The organism is Kocuria sp. CPCC 204721 (assembly GCF_040980945.1).
In the GTDB taxonomy this organism is placed as follows: Bacteria; Actinomycetota; Actinomycetes; order Actinomycetales; family Micrococcaceae; genus Kocuria; species Kocuria marina.
Map to the genome: position 1 here is coordinate 59,488 of NZ_JAVKPO010000010.1, position 18,782 is coordinate 78,269.

General features: G+C 69.1%; 17 protein-coding genes, 1 tRNA gene and 1 riboswitch. Of the genes, 17 read left to right on the top strand and 1 reads right to left on the bottom strand.

From position 1 onward, the window contains the following. The first annotated feature begins 69 nt into the window (after window positions 1-69). From RF637_RS10010 to RF637_RS10075, 14 genes are all read left to right on the top strand, one after another. Entirely contained in the window at window positions 70-3,405 is a 3,336-nt protein-coding gene (locus RF637_RS10010; protein ID WP_368844748.1) for an Rne/Rng family ribonuclease, read from the top strand. Between the two features lie 80 nt (window positions 3,406-3,485). Beyond that, window positions 3,486-3,581: riboswitch (TPP riboswitch) on the top strand. Beyond that, a complete protein-coding gene (locus RF637_RS10015; RefSeq protein ID WP_368844749.1) occupies window positions 3,569-5,122 on the top strand; it encodes a bifunctional hydroxymethylpyrimidine kinase/phosphomethylpyrimidine kinase in 1,554 nt (517 codons plus the stop codon). Its footprint overlaps the riboswitch before it by 13 nt. 237 nt (window positions 5,123-5,359) lie before the next feature. After that, window positions 5,360-5,671, top strand: a complete 312-nt coding sequence (rplU, locus tag RF637_RS10020; protein ID WP_064846154.1) for a 50S ribosomal protein L21 — start codon at window positions 5,360-5,362, stop codon at window positions 5,669-5,671. 46 nt (window positions 5,672-5,717) lie between these two features. Then, entirely contained in the window at window positions 5,718-5,972 is a 255-nt protein-coding gene (rpmA, locus tag RF637_RS10025) for a 50S ribosomal protein L27 (RefSeq protein ID WP_035962177.1), read from the top strand. Between the two features lie 151 nt (window positions 5,973-6,123). Then, window positions 6,124-7,725 (top strand): GTPase ObgE, encoded by a 1,602-nt coding sequence (gene obgE, locus RF637_RS10030; protein ID WP_035962175.1) that lies wholly within the window; start codon window positions 6,124-6,126, stop codon window positions 7,723-7,725. A gap of 49 nt (window positions 7,726-7,774) precedes the next feature. Continuing rightward, a complete protein-coding gene (gene proB / locus RF637_RS10035) occupies window positions 7,775-8,998 on the top strand; it encodes a glutamate 5-kinase (RefSeq protein ID WP_368844762.1) in 1,224 nt (407 codons plus the stop codon). Window positions 8,999-9,066: 68 nt separating this feature from the next. Further along, on the top strand, window positions 9,067-10,374 hold the full coding sequence (locus RF637_RS10040; RefSeq protein WP_368844750.1) for a glutamate-5-semialdehyde dehydrogenase: 1,308 nt from the start codon (window positions 9,067-9,069) through the stop codon (window positions 10,372-10,374). 79 nt (window positions 10,375-10,453) lie between these two features. Further along, entirely contained in the window at window positions 10,454-10,711 is a 258-nt protein-coding gene (locus RF637_RS10045; protein WP_035962170.1) for a hypothetical protein, read from the top strand. Window positions 10,712-10,776: 65 nt separating this feature from the next. Next, window positions 10,777-11,502, top strand: a complete 726-nt coding sequence (gene nadD / locus RF637_RS10050; RefSeq protein WP_318281388.1) for a nicotinate-nucleotide adenylyltransferase — start codon at window positions 10,777-10,779, stop codon at window positions 11,500-11,502. Next, entirely contained in the window at window positions 11,499-12,431 is a 933-nt protein-coding gene (locus tag RF637_RS10055; protein WP_368844751.1) for a hypothetical protein, read from the top strand. The genes nadD and RF637_RS10055 overlap by 4 nt, the downstream gene beginning before the upstream one ends. A gap of 32 nt (window positions 12,432-12,463) precedes the next feature. Further along, complete coding sequence (gene rsfS / locus RF637_RS10060; protein ID WP_368844752.1) at window positions 12,464-12,874, top strand: ribosome silencing factor; 411 nt, start codon at window positions 12,464-12,466, stop codon at window positions 12,872-12,874. A 159-nt stretch (window positions 12,875-13,033) separates the two neighbouring features. Then, window positions 13,034-13,106, top strand: a tRNA-Ala gene (locus RF637_RS10065). 338 nt (window positions 13,107-13,444) lie between these two features. Next, entirely contained in the window at window positions 13,445-13,585 is a 141-nt protein-coding gene (locus RF637_RS10070) for a hypothetical protein (protein ID WP_156960893.1), read from the top strand. Between the two features lie 139 nt (window positions 13,586-13,724). Further along, window positions 13,725-13,934, top strand: a complete 210-nt coding sequence (locus RF637_RS10075; protein ID WP_098055047.1) for a hypothetical protein — start codon at window positions 13,725-13,727, stop codon at window positions 13,932-13,934. 100 nt (window positions 13,935-14,034) lie between these two features. On the opposite strand, the gene RF637_RS10080 is transcribed toward RF637_RS10075, so the two are convergent. Beyond that, complete coding sequence (locus tag RF637_RS10080; RefSeq protein WP_144996539.1) at window positions 14,035-15,354, bottom strand: esterase-like activity of phytase family protein; 1,320 nt, start codon at window positions 15,352-15,354, stop codon at window positions 14,035-14,037. Between the two features lie 377 nt (window positions 15,355-15,731). On the opposite strand from RF637_RS10080, the gene RF637_RS10085 reads away from it, so the two are divergent. From RF637_RS10085 to RF637_RS10095, 3 genes are all read left to right on the top strand, one after another. Next, entirely contained in the window at window positions 15,732-16,391 is a 660-nt protein-coding gene (locus tag RF637_RS10085; protein WP_368844753.1) for a TetR/AcrR family transcriptional regulator, read from the top strand. A gap of 8 nt (window positions 16,392-16,399) precedes the next feature. Continuing rightward, window positions 16,400-17,335 carry an arsenic resistance protein gene (locus RF637_RS10090; RefSeq protein ID WP_368844754.1) on the top strand — a complete coding sequence of 312 codons (936 nt, stop codon included), beginning with the start codon at window positions 16,400-16,402 and terminating at the stop codon, window positions 17,333-17,335. Window positions 17,336-17,462: 127 nt separating this feature from the next. Continuing rightward, window positions 17,463-18,410 carry a hypothetical protein gene (locus tag RF637_RS10095; RefSeq protein WP_368844755.1) on the top strand — a complete coding sequence of 316 codons (948 nt, stop codon included), beginning with the start codon at window positions 17,463-17,465 and terminating at the stop codon, window positions 18,408-18,410. Window positions 18,411-18,782: the final 372 nt, after the last annotated feature.

Here is an 18,782-nt window from a genome sequence, read left to right on the forward strand (position 1 = left end):
CGGCTCGACCGACCGAGCACACCTCGGGCCCGGGTGCGGGCGGTGTCCCGAGCAGGAGCACAACTTCACATGGAACCTGAGAAGGACAACGCGGAACAGTCACCCCTCGAGACTGCCGCCACCACCCCCGTCGAGGACAGCACCACCACCGATCCCGCCGTCACGCCTGATGCACCGGCCGACGACGCCGCCGTTCCCCATTCCGAGCCCGACGCCGCCGTGCCCGCCGAGACCGCTACCGGGCAACCCGCGACGACCGACGCGCCCGCCGAGGATCCGGGGACGTCCGATTCCGCGGCCACCGCTTCCGACGATGCTGGCGTTGCGGACACGCCCGCGCGCGAGATCCCAGTGGCCGAGATCCCCGAGGCCGAGCAGCCCGCGGAGAGTATCGAGGACGAGATCGCGCTCGATGTCGAGGACGCAGCCGGTGACGCCGCTGAGAGCGCCCGCGAGACGGATGAGCAGGCCGCTCAGCGCACCGACGGGCCCGAGCAGACGACGCAGGCCGGCGAAGGAACCGGCTCGGCCGAGGCGAGCGACGAGCAGACCGACACCTCGGAACAGACGGACGCGCAGACTGTACAGGTCGAGGAGTCCGCGAACGACCAGCCCAGCACCCAGGAGAACTTCGGGGCCTTCGGTCCCGGCGCCTCCCTCATGTTCCATGCCCCGGACCCGGAGGAGATCCGCCGTGCCGCCGAGGAGCAGGCTGCCCGACTGCGCGAAGCCGCCAAGGAACGCGACGCCCAGCGCGAGGCCGAGCGGGCCGCACGCAAGGACGTGGACAGCGAGGACGACGTGGACAGCGAGGACGACAAGTCCGGCGAGGTCACGAGCAAGCGGCGTCGCCGGCGGCGTCGCGGTGACGAGGACATGGAACTCGTGGACGAGTCCGACGGCTCGGTGACCCGGGTCCGCGCCCCGCGCGGTGCCGGTGAGGGCACGGGCAGCGACGAGGTGACCGGGGTCAAGGGCTCCACGCGGCTCGAGGCCAAGCGTCAGCGTCGTCGTGAGTCCCGGCAGTTCGGCCGCCGCCGCCACGTGATCACCGAGGCCGAGTTCCTGGCCCGGCGCGAATCCGTGGAGCGCAAGATGCTCGTGCGGCAGAAGGACGACCGGATCCAGATCGGTGTGCTCGAGGACGGGATCCTTGCCGAGCACTTCGTCTCGCACACCCAGCAGGACTCGCTGATCGGCAACGTGTACGTGGGCAAGGTGCAGAACGTGCTGCCGTCCATGGAGGCCGCCTTCGTGGACATCGGCCGCGGCCGCAACGCCGTGCTCTACGCCGGTGAGGTGGACTGGGACGCCGCCGAGCTGGGCAGCAAGCCCCGCAAGATCGAGAACGCCCTGAAGTCCGGGGACACCGTGCTCGTGCAGGTCACCAAGGACCCCGTGGGGCACAAAGGTGCTCGGCTCACGAGCCAGGTGTCCCTGCCCGGTCGCTACCTCGTCTACGTCCCGGGCGGTTCCATGACGGGGATCTCCCGCAAGCTCCCGGACGTGGAGCGCCAGCGGCTGAAGAAGATCCTCAAGGACCGGTTGCCGGAGGGCGCGGGCGTGATCGTGCGCACTGCGGCGGAGGGTGCCTCCGAGACCGAGCTGACCAACGACATCAACCGGCTGCGCTCGCAGTGGGAGCAGATCCAGGACAAGGCCAAGTCCACCAAGACGCTGGCCCCGGAGATGCTGTACGCGGAACCGGACCTGACCATCAAGACCGTGCGGGACGTCTTCAACGAGGATTTCACCGCCATGGTGGTCCAGGGCGAGCAGGCGTGGGACAACATCGAGGCTTACGTGACCTACGTGGCGCCCGACCTGCTGGACCGCCTCGAGCGCTGGACCGGCGATGACGACCTCTTCGAGCACATGCGCGTGGAGGAGCAGATCCAGAAGGCCCTCGAGCGCAAGGTCTTCCTGCCCTCCGGCGGATCGCTCGTGATCGACCGCACCGAGGCCATGACCGTGGTGGACGTCAACACCGGCAAGTTCACGGGCTCCGGGGGCAACCTCGAGGAGACCGTGACCAAGAACAACCTCGAAGCCGCCGAGGAGATCGTGCGGCAACTGCGGTTGCGGGATATCGGCGGGATCATCGTGGTGGACTTCATCGACATGGTTCTGGAGTCCAACCGCGATCTCGTACTGCGCCGGCTCGTGGAGTGCCTGGGCCGGGACCGCACGAAGCACCAGGTGGCCGAGGTGACCTCCCTGGGTCTCGTGCAGATGACGCGCAAGCGCATGGGTACGGGGTTGCTCGAGGTCTTCTCCGAGCCGTGCGAGGAATGCGCGGGCCGCGGCGTCGTGGTCCACGACCACCCCTTGAAGGGCCGCTCCGGCGCGGCTCCCTCCGACCAGCGCGGCACTCGACACGAGCGTAAGCGTTCGCGCAACAAGCAGCACAACGGTGCGCAGGACAAGCCCAGGAACGGCAACCAGCACCACGGTTCGGACGAGCCGGACCAGGCGCGCGTGGAGGCCACCCGCACGGCGTTGGCGAACATCGCCGCGGCCTCCTCCCACGACGAGTCCGACGACGCCGCACGGAATGCTTCCCAGGGCACCGCACCGCAGTCCGGGGGCGGGCAGGCCGAGGACACCGGTTCCCAGGAGCAGCAGACCTCCCGCGGTCAGCAGGGCGGGGAGCACGCGTCCGAGAACTCCCACGGGGAGTCCGAGGGCGGGCGCCGTCGCCGCAAGCGCCGCGGCAAGCGCAGCCGCGGTCGCGGTCAGCAGGGCGAGGACAACGCCGTGCAGAACGACGGTTCCGGCCGGGACGGTTCCGGGAACGACTCGCGCGGGGATTCCCGGTCCGAGGACCGTTCCGGTGGGGACTCGTCCGCGAGCCTCACGATTCACGGCGAGGTCATCGAACTGCCCCACGGGCAGTCTGAGCAGCGGGGGAGCGAGGGCACCCAGGAGGCCCTGTCCCTGGATTCGCTGAGCGCCGCGTTCACGGATGCGGGCGAGGACGAAACCTCGACCGAGGGTGCCGTTCAGGATGCGGACGCCGCGTCCCAGCCGCGGGAGGCGGTGTCGAAGCGGTCGGCCGCCGGACACGCGCCGTCGAACTCCGGGACTGCGCAATCCAGTGCAGGGCAGACGAGTGCCGCGCAGCAGCAGACTTCCGGGGCAGCGTCGTCCGCTGGCGGGAACCGGCCGGCGGAGGCGCCGGCGGCTCCGGCCCGACGGCGTCGTGGGTCGCGGCGTGCCGTGGCGCCGGCGGCCGCGCCCGGAACCGCGAGCGTGGAGACCCACGAGTACACGCAGGAACGGCAGGTCAGCCGTTTCACCGCGGAGGCCGGGGCCGTGGCCCCCGCGGCGTCCGGTGACCAGCCCACCATCGTGGGTGTGGGCATCAAGGCTCAGGACATCACGATGACCGGCAAGCAGGACTGAGTGACCGGCGGCTGGATCCGTCGCCACGCGAGCACCGCAGGGGCACCCGGGATTCCGGGTGCCCCTGTGGCATGATCGGGGACACACACACGGGGTGCTGCGCACTGCGGCTGAGAACACACCCGTCGAACCTGATCTAGCTCGTACTAGCGAAGGGATTGTCGTGGACACCACGCCTTCTACCGCCATACCCCGCGTCCTCTCGATTGCCGGAACCGATCCCACGGGCGGGGCGGGTCACGCCGCGGACCTGAAATCCATCGCCGCACTGGGCGGGTACGGGCTGAGTGTGATCACCGCAGTGGTCGCCCAGAACACCCGGGGCGTCGTGAGCGTACACACCCCACCCGTCCAGGTCCTGCGGGACCAGCTGGATGCGGTCGCCGGGGACGTCACCCTGGATGCGATCAAGGTGGGGATGCTCGGCTCCGTGGAGGTCATCGACACGGTCCGGGACTGGCTCATGGTGGGGCGCGCACCCGTGGTCGTGATCGACCCCGTCATGGTCGCCACGGCCGGTGGGCGATTGCTGCGTCCGGACGCCGAACGGGCCCTGCGGGAGCTGCTGCCCCACGCGAATCTGATCACCCCCAACCTCCCGGAACTCGCGGTGCTGGCCGAGCGCCCCGTGGCCGCGACCTGGGACGAGGCGCTCGAGCAGGGACGCGCGGTCGCGGCGGCGTTCCATACCCGGGTCCTCGTGAAGGGTGGCCACTTGGCCGGGGACACGACCCCGGACGCCCTGTTGCTCCCCGGTCAGGACGAACCCGCCGCGTTGTTCGAGGGTCGCAGGGTGCACACGCGTAACACCCACGGCACCGGGTGCTCGCTGTCCTCCGCGGTGGCCACGGTCGTGGCGCGGACCGGGGACTGGCCCGAGGCGATCCGCACGGCCCGCACATGGTTGCGCGGTGCACTGCGCGGCGCGGACGAGTTGCACGTGGGTCACGGCAACGGTCCCGTGCACCACATGCACCACGTCCAGCACCTCGTCACGGATCCGGCGTTCGTGATGACGGCCGCCGCGGAATCCGAGGGCCCCCGGTTCACCGATGAACTGTGGGAGGAGAGCGCCCCGGTGCGTGAACGCATTGCTGCCCTGGCGTTCATCCGGGGCCTCGGGGACGGCACCCTGGACCCGGGCGAGTTCGAGCTGTACCTGGACCAGGACATGCAATATCTGCAGTACTACTCCCGGGCGCTGGCCCTGCTCGCGGCCTCCGCCCCGGACGAGCGTTCGCGCGAACACTTCGCCGCGGCGTCGGCCTCCGTGGTCTCGGTCGAGTCCGCGCTGCATTGCGCCCGGCTCGGGGACCGGGAGCCCATGCCGCCGAGTGACGTCACGAGCAGTTACGCGGACTTCCTGCTGGCGCGCACGGGTCAGGACGGCTTCGCGGTGGGCTCCGCCGCGATCCTGCCGTGCTACTGGCTCTACGCCCACGTGGGTGCGGAGCTCACCCGTCGTGCCCGCGTCGCGGGACCGCAGCACCCGTTCGCCGACTGGCTCAGCACGTACGACGATCCGGACTTCCAGACCGCGACCGAGTCGGTGCGCGAGATCGTGGACCGGGAGGCCGCCCACGCGGACCCGGCCACCCGGGAGCACATGCGCCGCGCGTTCCACCGGGCGTGCGCGCTCGAGCTGGCCTTCTTCGCGCAGACGACCCCGGCGACGTCGCCGGAGGGCGAGCGGCGCGCCGCGGCGCAACTGGCATGACTTCGGGTGATCGGGTAGGCTGGGGTGTCGGTGCCGAGCGCCGGTGTGTGTCATATCCAGTTCACGCACCAGGTTGCGGCACACTCGGGCGAACATCCTGAATCGATGCGATAGCCACGCGGAGAATGCGGTCGGTCATGGATCACCTCGGCGTGATGTCTCGACATTCGCAGTCCTCCAGGAGTACGCCCGACCCACACACGTAGTCCATAGATGTCGAGAGAAGTGAGTTCCCAAGTGGTGTACGCGATTGTCCGCGCAGGCGGCCGCCAGGAGAAGGTTTCCATCGGAGACCTCGTGACCCTTGACCGCGTCGCCGGCGAGGCAGGCAGCACCGTAGAGCTTCCTGCGCTGCTGCTGGTCGATGGGGACAAGGTCACCTCCGACTCCAAGACCCTGGCGAACGTCAAGGTCACCGCCGAGATCGTCGAGGACCTGCGCGGTCCCAAGATCTCGATCATGAAGTACAAGAACAAGACCGGTTACAAGAAGCGTCAGGGCTTCCGCGCCGAACTGACCACCGTCAAGGTCACCGGCATCGACGCCTGAGCATCCGGCTCCCCACATACGTTTCCAACGAAGGTAGGCACACACCATGGCACACAAGAAGGGTGCGAGCTCCACTCGCAACGGCCGTGACTCCAACGCCCAGTACTTGGGTGTGAAGCGCTTCGGCGGCCAGTCCGTTAACGCCGGCGAGATCATCGTCCGCCAGCGCGGCACGCACTTCCACCCGGGCGTGAACGTGGGCCGCGGCAAGGACGACACCTTGTTCGCCCTGGCCGCTGGCGCCGTCGAATTCGGCACCCGCCGCGGTCGCCGCGTGGTCAACATTCAGACCGCCGAGTAATTCTCATTCGGACCCCTGGGTCCACCCGCCGCCACGACCCCGTGGCGGCGACCACTAGAGGGTGGGCGCTTCACGCGCTCACCCTCTAGTCTTTTCAGAAGACCCCGGTCGACCCGCTCGCAGCAGGTGACCCCTACCACCGAGGAGCCGCGTGGCCAGTTTTGTAGATCGAGTGATCGTGCACGCCACGGGCGGTAACGGCGGCCACGGCTGCGTGTCCGTCAAGCGCGAGAAGTTCAAGCCCCTGGGCGGCCCGGACGGCGGCAACGGCGGCGACGGCGGTTCGGTGATCCTGCGTGTGGACGGTCAGTCCACCACGCTGTTGGGTTTCCACCACGCACCCCACCAGAAGGCCCCCAACGGTGAGCCCGGCAAGGGGGACATGCGCCACGGTTTCAAGGGCCAGGACCTCGTGCTGTCCGTCCCGGACGGCACCGTGGTCAAGGACCGGCAGGGCAACGTGCTCGCGGACCTGCTCGGTGAGGGCAGTGAGTTCGTGCTGGCCGGTGGCGGCCAGGGCGGACTGGGCAATGCCGCACTGTCCTCGCCTAAGCGCAAGGCCCCGGGCTTCGCTCTGCTCGGTGTGCCCGGTGAGGAACACCAGGTCGAGCTCGAACTGAAGTCCATCGCGGACATCGCCCTGGTGGGCTTCCCCTCCGCGGGCAAGTCGAGCCTGATCGCGGCCATGAGTGCCGCGCGCCCCAAGATCGCGGACTACCCGTTCACCACCCTGGTGCCCAACCTGGGTGTGGTCCAGGCGGGTGACACCCGCTTCACCGTGGCGGACGTGCCGGGGTTGATCCCGGGTGCCTCGGAGGGAAAGGGGCTGGGACTCGAGTTCCTGCGGCACGTGGAGCGCTGCGCCGCACTCGTGCACGTGATCGACTGCGCCACGCTCGAACCCGGACGGGATCCGCTGAGCGACCTGGACGCCCTCGAACAGGAACTGTCCCACTACGCCGAGGCCATCCGCGACGACGACCCCACCACGATCCCGCTGACCGAGCGCCCCCGACTCGTGGCCCTGAACAAGGTGGACGTGCCCGAGGCGCGGGAACTGGCCGAGTTCATCCGCCCCGAACTCGAGGAACGCGGTTACCCGGTCTTCGAGATCTCCACGGCCTCGCACGCCGGACTGCGGGAACTGGGCTTCGCGATGGCCGAGCTCGTCTCCCGTGCCCGCGAGCAGGAGGAACAGCGGGAGGAGCAGCGCCGCGCGGAGACCGTGCTGCGCCCGGAACCCGTGCGGCGTCGTCGAGGGAAGGACCGCAAGGAGTTCGAGATCACCCGCGAGGACCGGGCAGGGGAGCCGCTGTACCACGTGCGCGGCGTGAAGCCCGAACGGTGGGTGCAGCAGACCGATTTCAACAACGACGAGGCCGTGGGATACCTCGCGGACCGCTTCGCGAAACTCGGGATCGAGGACGAACTGTTCCGCATCGGCGCCCGCCCGGGCAACGCGGTGCTGATCGGCCCCGAGGACAACGGTGTGGTCTTCGACTGGGAGCCCACCATGGTGGGCGGCGCCGAACTGCTCGGCGGCCCGCGCGGTTCCGACCTGCGCCTCGAAGACACGTCCCGGCCCACGCGCCGCGAGAAGCGGGAACAGTTTTACGACCGCATGGACGCCAAGGCCGAGGCCCGCGCGGAGCTCGAGGAGCAGCGCCGCGCCGGGATCTGGACCGAGTCCGTGGACGACGCGCGAGATCGACGCCGTACTTCCGAGCCGAAGGAGACGCACGACAGTGAGTGACACGCCCCACGCGGAGAAGACCCCCACCGAGACGATCGACGTCCCGGCCATGGAGCAGCAAGCGGCCAAGTCCGCGATCCAGCTGAGCACCGAGAGCCGGGGGAAGAACCGCCGCTCTCCCATCACCCGCCGTGCGGACCTGCCCATGGCCCGGCGCGTGGTGGTCAAGGTGGGGTCCTCGTCCCTGACCTCGATCGAGAACTCGATCGACGAGAACGCGCTGCGCAGCATTGTGGACGCGCTCGGCCGGGTCAAGGCGCAGGGCGTGGAGGTCGTGTTCGTCTCCTCGGGTGCGATCACCGCGGGGCTGCAGCCGCTCGGACTGTCCCGCCGGCCCAAGGACCTCGCCACCAAACAGGCCGCGGCCTCCGTGGGACAGGGTCTGTTGATCTCGCGCTACACCGACTACTTCACGCGCTACGACGTCACGGTGGGTCAGGTGCTGCTCACGGCCGAGGACCTCATGCGCCACTCGCAGTACAAGAACGCGCATCGCCAGATCGAACGATTGCTGGACCTGGGGATCCTGCCGATCGTCAACGAGAACGACGCCGTGGCCACCCACGAGATCAAGTTCGGCGACAACGACCGCATCGCTGCGCTCGTGGCGCACCTGATCAAGGCGGACGCGCTGTTGCTGCTCTCGGACGTGGACGCGCTCTACACCCGGCCCCCCCAGGACGGCGGGGAGCGCATCCCCACCGTCGAGGATCCCATCACGGATCTCGAAGGCGTGGAGATCGGCACGATCGGCCGCGCGGGCGTGGGCTCGGGCGGGATGGTGACCAAGGTGCAGGCGGCGCGCATCGCGGCGTCGTCTGGCATCCCGGTGCTCGTGACCTCCGCCGCGAACATCGAGAGTGCGCTGGCCGGCGACGACGTGGGCACGTGGTTCGCCACGACCGGCGGGCGGCGCAACGTGCGGTTGCTGTGGCTCGCGCACCTCGCGGATATCAAGGGCACCCTGACCCTGGACGACGGCGCGGTGGAGGCCATTCGCGGTCGTCGCTCGCTGCTCGCGGCCGGTGTCACCGAGGTGTCCGGGAAGTTCACTGCGGGCGATCCCGTGGCCATGGTGGATTCCCACGGAAAGGAAGTGGCCCACGGGCTGATCAACTACGCCTCGAACGAGGTCCCCGGGATGCTCGGCAAACGCACGCACGAACTGGGGGAGGAGTTTGGTGAGGACTACGCCCGCGAGCTCGTGCACGTGGACAACCTCGTGACCATGCGGCCCCGTTCGGCGAGGACCAAGCTGAAACGAACCGTCTGACCGCACGTCCAACCCCTAACCTGAACCGTGGGCGCCGCGCGCCCGCACCATGATCCGCAGGAGGAACAGTGGCCGAGAACACGTCCGTACTGACCGCGCAGGAGACCTTCGGGGACGATCCCGTGGCCGGGGTCGGCCTGATGGCCGACGACGCCCGGGTGGCCGCCCGCACGCTCGCCCGCGCCCCGCGCGCGTGGAAGGACCGCGCGCTGAACCTCATGGCCGATCGGATCGAGGCCCGCGCCGACACCGTTCTCGAGGCCAATTCGCGGGATCTGGAACGCGGGCGCGAGTCAGGGATCTCCACCGCGCTGCTGGACCGGCTCAAGCTGGACCGTACCCGCATCACGGGTCTTGCGGACGCGCTGCGGGAACTCGCGGCCCTGCCCGATCCCGTGGGCTCCGTGGTGCGCGGGCAGACGCTCGCGAACGGGCTGCGCATGCGCCAGGTGCGCGTGCCCATGGGAGTGGTGGGCGTGATCTATGAGGCCCGCCCGAACGTGACCGTGGACATCGCCGGGATCGCCGTAAAGTCCGGTAACGCGGTTATGCTGCGCGGTGGTTCGGCGGCCTTCGACTCCAACCGGGCGCTCGTGGGCATCCTTCGGGACGCCATCGCGGACGCCAAACTGCCCGTGGACTGCGTGCAGACCGTGGACGACTACGGCCGCGACGGCGCCAACGCCCTCATGGGTGCGCGCGGGAAGGTGGACGTGCTCATCCCGCGCGGCGGCCGTGGACTCATCCAGTCCGTGGTGACCAACGCGACCGTCCCGGTCATCGAGACGGGCGAGGGCAACGTGCACGTGTTCATCGACGAGTCCGCGCCCGCGCAGATGGCCGCCAAGCTCACCGTGAACTCCAAGACGCACCGCACCTCCACGTGCAACTCCGCCGAGACCCTGCTGCTGCACAGCGGGGCGCAGGAGACATCCCGCGAGGTGCTCGCCGCACTCGACAAGGCCGGTGTGACCCTGCACGTGGACGACCGCGCCGCAGCGCTGCTGCCCCCGGGATCGGACCACCTGCAGGCCACGGACGAGGACTGGGCCACCGAGTACCTGGACATGGACATGGCCGTGAAGGTCGTGGACGGCATCGACGAGGCGATCGAGCATATTCGCACGTACTCCACGGGCCACACCGAGGCGATCGTGACCAACGACCTGGCTAACGCGGAACGTTTCACCGCGGAGATCGACTCCGCGGCGGTCATGGTCAACGCGTCCACCCGCTTCACGGACGGCGGCCAGTTGGGGCTGGGTGCGGAGATCGGGATCTCCACGCAGAAGATGCACGCGCGCGGTCCCATGGGGCTGGAGGAGCTGACCACCACCAAGTGGGTCGTCCAGGGTGACGGCCACGTGCGTCCGTGAGACGTACCATGGAACGGACGTCACCCGGGACGTTCGTCGCATTCACCGACCGGCGCCGCCGGCCACAGAAGGGAACCGCATGAGCTCGCTGTACCTGTTGTCCAACGTCACCGTCCTGGCGGCCGAGGAGGGGCACTCCATCAACGAAGAGCTGCACGCCATGGCGCCGGTCTTCGGCATCGTCGCGTTCATCCTGTTCCTGATCATGCTCTTCATCTCCATGTCCTTCGCGCCCCGCGGCAAGGCCCCGGCCGTCGGTGAGTACGAGGACCCCGCGCAGCTGCCCGCGGAGGAGCAGGCCATGCTCGACCGAGTGCACGCCACCCCGCGCCACTGACCGACAGATCGGCACGAGTGAATCCCCTCAACGCGTCAGTGACCGCGGCCGAGACGGAACTGGACATCCCCCCGCGCAGGCCGGGTGTGACCCGGCTGGGAGTCATGGGCGGGACCTTCGATCCCATCCACCACGGGCACCTCGTGGCGGCGTCGGAGGTCGCCGCAGTCTTCGACCTGGACGAGGTCGTCTTCGTCCCCACGGGTGAACCGTGGCAGAAGGCCGGGCAGGACGTCTCCGACGCCGAGCACCGCTACCTCATGACCGTGGTGGCCACGGCGTCCAATCCGCGGTTCACGGTGTCCCGCGTGGACATCGACCGTTCCGGACCCACGTACACGATCGACACCCTGCGGGACCTGCGCACCCTGCGTCCCCACGCCGAGCTGTTCTTCATCACCGGCGCGGACGCCATGGCGGAGATCCTCACGTGGAAGGGCACCGATGAGCTGTGGTCCTTGGCCACGTTCGTGGGTGTGACCCGCCCGGGCCACGTGCTCTCCGCGCCCGTGGGCTCGGAGAGCGTGTCGCTGCTCAACGTCCCCGCGATGACCATCTCCTCCACGGACTGCCGCGCCCGCGTGGCGGCGGGCAAGCCCGTGTGGTACCTGGTCCCGGACGGGGTCGTGCAGTACATCAACAAGTACGGCCTCTACCGCGGTTCCACCGATCCCGATGTGGACCCGGAGACCGCATCCGGCACCCCTGTGGCACAGGATGCCGGCACCCCCTCATCCGCCCCCACGGATTCGCCCGGGGTCCCCGCCCCGGGTCACAGGAGCACCGCGTGAGCACACCCCCCGAGAAGAACCGAGCCGCGAACCCCCAGGAATGCCCGTGGGCCGCCCACCCGGCCACGGGACAGCAGGAGTGGGTGGCCCCGCCGGCTCCCGTGATCGAGTTGGACACCCCCCAGCACACGGGTACCGTCAAGCCCTTGGGGCCCCGGCGACTCGCGCGGCTGCAGCGTGAGATGGTCGAGCACGCCCGGCAGATCCAGGAATCGGAGCGCACGGGCGGGGGAGAGGTCGACGACGCCCTGCTCGCCACCCAGCGTCGTCTCGCGGATCTCGCGATGCGCGCCGCGGCGGCCAATGAACAGGACCGGCAGGCCGCCGAGCGGGCCACCGCTGAAGAGCCCACCGCTTTGGGGAACGGACCCGCAGCAAGTGGCCCCGCCGGGGAGGCACTGGCTCGTCCGGCATCCGAGGGCTCCGTGCCAGGGGACACCGTGTCGTCGGGTCACGCTCCCGCCGCACCCGGGATCGGCCAGGCGCCGGTCACCCCGCCGCAACCCGTGCACGACGAGCCGGAGCCGGAGTACTTCACCATCACCTTCCCGCCGGCCCTGATGGCCCAGGCGCCGGGGGTGAGCCTGGGGAAGAGTCTCGCGGACCCCGCGTCCCTCCCGGCCTCACCCGTGCGCTACGGACCGGTCACCGAGACCTCCCGGATCCCCGTGATCCAGGCCCCGCACCGGGACCGCACACCCGAGGGGACACACGAGGCCGCGGCGGGAGCGGCGTCGTCGACCCCCGAAACGCGGTCCGAGACCGTGGCTCCTCCCGCCGAGCCGGTGCGCGCGGTGGACGCCGAGGGACTGACCCTGCTGGAACCCGGGGCGTATTCCCGCGGGACGTCCACGACCCGAGTGGTGCTCGCGCTACTCGTGGCCGTGATCGTGGCGCTCGTGGTGGCCTTCGTGATCTTCGTTCTGTGAAACCGACCCATGTGAAAGGACAGCACACTTCAGTGACTGCAACCACCGAATCCATCGACCTCGTGCGCAGCGCCGCGCGCGCCGCGGACCAGAAGAAGGCCGAGAACGTCGTCGCGTTCGACGTCAGCGAGAGCCTCGCCATCACGGACGTCTTCATGGTGACCTCCGCGTCCAACGAACGTCTGGTCTCCGCCGTGGTGGACGCCGTGGAGGAGGCGCTCATCGAGCAGCACGACCGTCGGCCCCTGCGCCGCGAGGGCAAGGGGGAGGGCCGCTGGGTGCTCCTGGACTACGGGGACGCCGTGATCCACGTGCTCCACGACGAGGACCGTGCCTTCTACGCCCTCGAACGGCTGTGGGGCGACTGCCCGGCGATCGACGTCCAGTTGCCATCGGCCGGCTCCGCGAACATCGAGGACGACGCCGCTCCCCGCGCGGTCTGAGCTCGCGCCGCCGGGCAATTTGCGCGAGTTCGCGCGAGCTGTCTAGGATGGTCGAGTCGTTCCGGGGAACTGGAAATGCGATGGTCCCACGATGTGGTTCGGGAGTGAATCCCGGGTAAACGTGGCAGGCCGAAGCGTGGTAAGGTTTCGGAGTCGTACGGGGCTATGGCGCAGCTGGTAGCGCACCTGCATGGCATGCAGGGGGTCAGGGGTTCGAGTCCCCTTAGCTCCACCGAATGGCCCGTCGCACGGGCGGAGAAACCCGGATCCTTGAAAGAGGGTCCGGGTTTTTTGCTGTCCGGGTGAATTTGCCGTGCCGGGTGTGGTTGTCGGTCGAGGGTCCAGGGGGGGCCTCCGCGTCCGTGGCGTGCGCGCCCCACACGCCGGGTACACATATGTGCCGAAAAGACATGGATCCGGGTCCCGGGCGTGCGTATCGCACCACAGATGCACTCCGTGGCCTTTCTCACGCTCGACACGGGGGAAATTGTGTCCGGGCGGTCGTCACATCATGGGCAAGAAGATATGCCCCTCTCTACTCTGGGGGAGGCCCATCGTCGGGTCCCCGGAATGCGACACGAGAACACCCTGTCGACGGATTTCCCCGCCCTTCCCACCTTCCACGGTTTCCTCCCGATGATCGATCCCGAGGACGTCGCTCTACTGCTGGTGGACCACCAGGGCGGCCTGTTCCAGGTCGTCGGGGTCTGAGCGTCCCGGACCTGCGCCGTAATGCGACCGTCCTGGCCAAGGTGGCCGGTAGGACGGGGATGCCCGTGGTCGCCACCGCCTCCGTGCGCGACTGACCGAACCACGCCCACGCCGTCAGATCGCGGACCAGGTCGCCGGGTTGGCAACCGGTGACGACGCCGACGTGGACCTCATCGACCTGACCGAGGTCGCCCTGCCGTTCCTCGACGAGCCGGACATGCCGGCCAGGGGCAATGACGTGGAGGACACCACCAAGGAGTGGGCCCGCGGGGTCGTGGAGCCGCACCGCTCCGAGATCAAAGCGGGTTTCGCGGCCCTGCACGCCGCACTTCGCTCCGGGCACGACTGAGCGAACGCGCCTCGTGGCGCATCGGCCTGTTTCACGGGCCGCGGCGTGATGGGAGCGAGGGTGGGTGGGGTCCACCGTGGACCCCACCCACCCTCCCCATCTATTTGTGGGTGTTCACCCGGAGCAGGTGGAACACCGTGTCCTGGGTGGCCAGGTTGAAGTTGTCGTCCGCCGCGAGCACGAGGGATGCGTCACCGTCCGCGAAATCCGGGCCGAAACTCACGGCCTCCACGTTTCCGGGGGACATCCCCGATACGACCAGGTCGATGACCAGTTCCTTCTTCATCGGGATTTCCGTACCCGTGAGGGCCCCCGAACGGGACACATCGGTGGCGCCCTTGGTGCTGGCCCGGTAGACCTGGATCTGGTTCTCACCCTCGACGTACTGACGCTCGATCACCAGATAATCGGTCTTGCTCAATTGCAGCATTTCGGAAGCGCCGCGGTCGCCGCCACTCGAACCCCGCGGGACGGACACCGGCTCGGTCTTGTAGACGTACTGGGCCAGGTTGTGACCGGTCCGCCGGTCGAGCTGGGCCAGGCGCAGCGGGCTCCCGGTCTCGGGTGAGGCGACCGGGCCGTCCTGGACCAGGGTTGCCTCGTTCATCACGGAGAACGTGGTGCCGCACGGCCCCAGGGTCAGATTCTCCAGCGCGAGGTTGTTGCGAACGCCCCGGATCTGATTGCCGCTCTGGTCCAACGCTGGGAGGTACTGCCGAGGCACGTCGAACGCGCGAACGAACGCCCCTGTGTCGGTCATCTCCCGAATGGCCGGGGCGAGTCCCTTGGTCACGTCTCCCTCGTCCGTCCAGAGAGCCGTGTGCGAGGTGCGGTCCCATCGGATGGACTCCGGATCCACGGAGTTCTCCGGGTACGGGGAGCCATCTGCGTGCTGGAGCACCGTGGTGTCCGTGACGGAGTACCCCGGTGCATCGAAGCCATCATCGTCGAAGGGTAGGTCCAGGGTGTAGAACCTGGCGGGTGCTTTCTGGGAACGGTCGTCGCTGAGGGCCAGATAGGAACCGTCCTCGGAGCGATAGTCCACCCCGGAGATCCCGCCGAAAGGCACGCCGTTCACGCTGCGCAACTCGTCCGGCAAGACCATGCTGTCCACGTAGCTCACCTCGAAGGCGTGCCCCTTGTGATGCCCTCGCCCCGGGCGGTGCTTTTTCCCGTGGCGACGGTGCCGATCGTGATGGGCCCCCTGATCTCCCCGGTGCTCGCGTACACGGTGTCCCTGCGTGTTGGCTTTACCCTCGTGCGGGTGGGTGCCCGGTGCGGGAGAGCGGTCATGCCCTCCCATGGGGACCTGGACGGCGGAGCCGGTGTTCACCGCCGGCGCCGCGGCCGCGGCCGGTCCCGCGGTGAATAGGCCGAACCCCACGGTGATCGCGGCCGCAGGGACGAGTGATCGGTGCATGGCGGTACTCCTCGGTCTGACCCGCGCGGGTCGGCGGCGGGTGTGCCGCAGACCCTACGAGCGTCCGGAGACCGCGAGGTGACCGACCGGTGAACGTCTCTGCGCGACGTCGGGCCCCGGTATGTCCGGGATGGCCGGGCGCCGCGTGGCACGGCCGTCGACAGCGAACGTCGATCGAACCCGTCCGGGCTGGCCAGAAACCGGGCAGGGGCAGGCCTGAGATGGACCCGGGCATGTCACGGGGCGTCGCCGGGGGTATGGGCGCGTAGCCGGAGCCGTTCGGTGACGAGGGGCAGGGACAGCCCAGAATCGTCAGGCATGTCCTTAAACTACTTAGTTCGCGTGCCGGGTGAACAGTGTTCGTTTACGCTGACCCCGTGAGTTACTGGGACCATCGCAAACCCGTGCACCGCACCCGCGCCGTGGACACGGACGAGATCGGCCGAACCGCCGCCGCTCTGCTGGACGAGGGCGGGCTCCGGGCCCTGACGGTCCGCGCCGTGGCCGGTCGGTTGAACGTGGCGCCGGCGAGCCTGTACTCGCGCGTGTCGTCCGTGGACGACCTGTTCGACCTCGGGCTCGACCACGCGCTCGGCGCCGACCCCGCCATGCGACACGCGGTGGACACCTGCGAGCTCACGGACCTGATGCTCGCCTATCACGCGCACCTCACGCGCCACGGGTGGGCGTGCCCGGTGATCGGGATGCGTGCTCCCAGGGGACCCCACTACCTCCGCTTGTCGGAGCGGATGATCGCTCTCCTGGACGAGCTCGGTGCGCCCGATCCCCTCAGTGCTGCGTACACACTCGCCAGCTTCACGCTCGGCAGCGCTCTGACACAGCCGATGGCCCCTTCCGAGCGCGCCGCCCCGGTCGATGCGGAGATCGCGCGGCGCTATGCCCGCCTGCACGCCGAGCACCCCGTGGACACCGACGCCGTCTTCCGGTCGGGACTCACGGCCCTGACCGGAACCGCGCTGACACGGGACGACACCGACGGCGCCGGACATGGCGGCGCGCGGCAGAGGCCCCGATGACCCGGTTCATGGAGCGGTTCCAGATACCCCTCTACCTCGCAGCGCTCGCGGTGGGCGCGCTCGCCGGCTGGTGGGCCCCGGGCCTCGGTGGCCTCGCCGCCCCCGCGGTGACCCCGGTGCTCGCGGCCCTGCTGTACGTGACGTTCCTGGGTATCCCGCTGCGCCGCGTGGGCGAAGGTCTGCGCGACCTGCGCTTCATGGCGTGCCTGGTGATCGTCAACTTCGCGGTCGTCCCGGTCATCGTGTTCGCGCTCGTCCGCGCATTCTCCATCGAGGGCCCGATGCTGATCGGGGTGCTACTGGTCCTGCTCACCCCGTGCATCGACTACGTGATCGTGTTCTCGGGCCTCGCGGGCGCCGCGAACGACCGGTTGCTCGCGGCGTCCCCCGTGCTGCTCGTCCTGCAGATGCTGACCCTGCCCCTGTATTTGTGGTCGTTCCTGGCGCCCGACGTCGCCATGGCCGTGCATTGGGGGACATTCGCCCAGGCCCTCGCGGTGGTGATCGTCATCCCTCTGGTGGCTGCGGCAGTGACCCAGTGGGCCGCAGCGCGGTCCCCGGTGGCCCGGCGGTGGGGCCGGCTCGCCGGTGGTGCCATGGTCCCGCTCATGATGCTCACCCTCGCGACCGTGGTCGCGTCCCAGATCGCCCTCGTGGGTTCACGCGCGCAAGCGCTGCTGCCGCTCGTACCCGTCTACGTGAGCTTCGCAGCGCTCATGACGGCGCTCGGCTGGGCGGCCGGTCGCCTTGCCGGCCTGCGCGTCCGCGAGCGCCGCGCGGTGCTCTTCAGCGGGGTCACGCGCAACTCCCTGGTGGTGCTGCCGCTCGCCCTCGCGGCGCCGGACGGCACGGTCCTCGCGCCGCTCGCCGTACTCACGCAGACCCTCGTGGAGCTGCTCGTCATGCTCGCACTCGTCGGCCTCGTGCCCCGTCTGGTGCGCTGAAGCGGACGACGACGCCGCGGCGCCGGGGCGTCGCGCGGACCCGGCCGAGCGACGTCGTCTCACGCCACAGGGGTGTCGCGGGGTGGAAGGTCGAGAACTCCCAGCCCGCGGGGGTACGATTCCGGCCATGCCTACCAGTCCCACGAGGACGGGCGCGAGACATGCCTCGTGGCGTGTCGTTCTGGTGCTGGTCCTGCTGCTGGTGCTGGTGGCGGCCGTGGTCCTCATCAGTGTGAACCCGTTCAAGTCCGCGGAGCCGCCCACGACCGACTGCACCCAGTACGGGCTGCGCGCGGACGACTCCCGAGCCTTCCCCCACACGGTGACCCTGGCCACGCAGCCGACCACCCAGGACCAGACCCAAGCCGGGGCGCTCGGCCACCTGGAGCAGACCTACACGTACCGCGGGACCACGAGTTCCTACCACGTGATCGACGGCGGGGTGGACGTCTCCAAGCCCGTGGGGCTCGTGATCGACCTGCACGGGGACGGCGGGGCGGAGTACTTCGAACCGGGTGGGCGCACCACGTGCCTGTCCGCGATCGCGGCCTCCCACAACGACCTGTTGGCCGTGCCCCTCACACCCGACTGCCAGGGCGAGTGCACGTGGTGGCAGGGGATGAGTGCCAACATGCGCTGGTTGCGCGCTTTGACCGAGAACCGGCTGCTCGCGGACCTCCCGGTGCAACGGGACCGGGTGTCGTGGTTCGGGTACTCGGGTGGCGCGGAGATGCTCAGCTACGGGGTGCTCAGCGGTGCCCGGGACCTCGTGACCGGCGGTGCGGCCATGGTGGGCGGTGGTGGCGCGCCGGACGGGCTGTCGAAGGTCCCGACCCGCCAGGAGAAGGCCGAGGTGCGCATGTGGTGGTTCACGGGTCTGCTGGACAACGGCTCAGATCCCGCGTCCGATTTCGACGCCGTCACGGCGGCCACGGAGGGTCAGCGCTTCTACGAGAAGCGCGGCTTCACACGCACCCGCCTGGAACTGATGCCGCACCGCGACCACTTCAACATGCCGGACGCCGAGATCCTGGACGAACTGCTCGCGGCGGACGAACCCACGCCCTCCACGTGATCTACGGAACACGATTCACGGGCACACGGGTGGGAGTCCGTGGGGTGGGTCACGTTACATAATTCTTCAGCATGACATCCCCACCTGGGTGATGCCGGGACCGACACCGTACATTGCATCCAAGTTCATGCTTGTCGTATTCTGGCGACGTAATCTGGGCCAGCAGGGGGATATTTTCGCTGGACGCCATTGCGCATCTTCCGGATGTCACGCTGCCGTATCGGTCGGGGGACCCATCGGCATGATCCATACGTTTGCAGCACCGCGCCTCGACCGAGGACGACGTCCGCATCTCCCTGCACCACCGGTCCTTAGCAAGGGGGAGAGTACTAGCAGTGGACAGCCAAGATCTTAGGAGCGGAGTCCGAGCGC

What these genes read in the sequence shown, in the direction of transcription:
- RF637_RS10045 (WP_035962170.1), top strand. Translation starts at nt 10,454, where the DNA reads ATGAGCTCGCTGTACCTGTTGTCCAACGTCACCGTCCTGGCGGCCGAG.
- RF637_RS10010 (WP_368844748.1), top strand. Translation starts at nt 70, where the DNA reads ATGGAACCTGAGAAGGACAACGCGGAACAGTCACCCCTCGAGACTGCC.
- rpmA (WP_035962177.1), top strand. Translation starts at nt 5,718, where the DNA reads ATGGCACACAAGAAGGGTGCGAGCTCCACTCGCAACGGCCGTGACTCC.
- RF637_RS10070 (WP_156960893.1), top strand. Translation starts at nt 13,445, where the DNA reads ATGCGACACGAGAACACCCTGTCGACGGATTTCCCCGCCCTTCCCACC.
- RF637_RS10080 (WP_144996539.1), bottom strand. Translation starts at nt 15,354, where the DNA reads ATGCACCGATCACTCGTCCCTGCGGCCGCGATCACCGTGGGGTTCGGC.
- RF637_RS10090 (WP_368844754.1), top strand. Translation starts at nt 16,400, where the DNA reads ATGGAGCGGTTCCAGATACCCCTCTACCTCGCAGCGCTCGCGGTGGGC.
- RF637_RS10095 (WP_368844755.1), top strand. Translation starts at nt 17,463, where the DNA reads ATGCCTACCAGTCCCACGAGGACGGGCGCGAGACATGCCTCGTGGCGT.
- proB (WP_368844762.1), top strand. Translation starts at nt 7,775, where the DNA reads ATGGAGCAGCAAGCGGCCAAGTCCGCGATCCAGCTGAGCACCGAGAGC.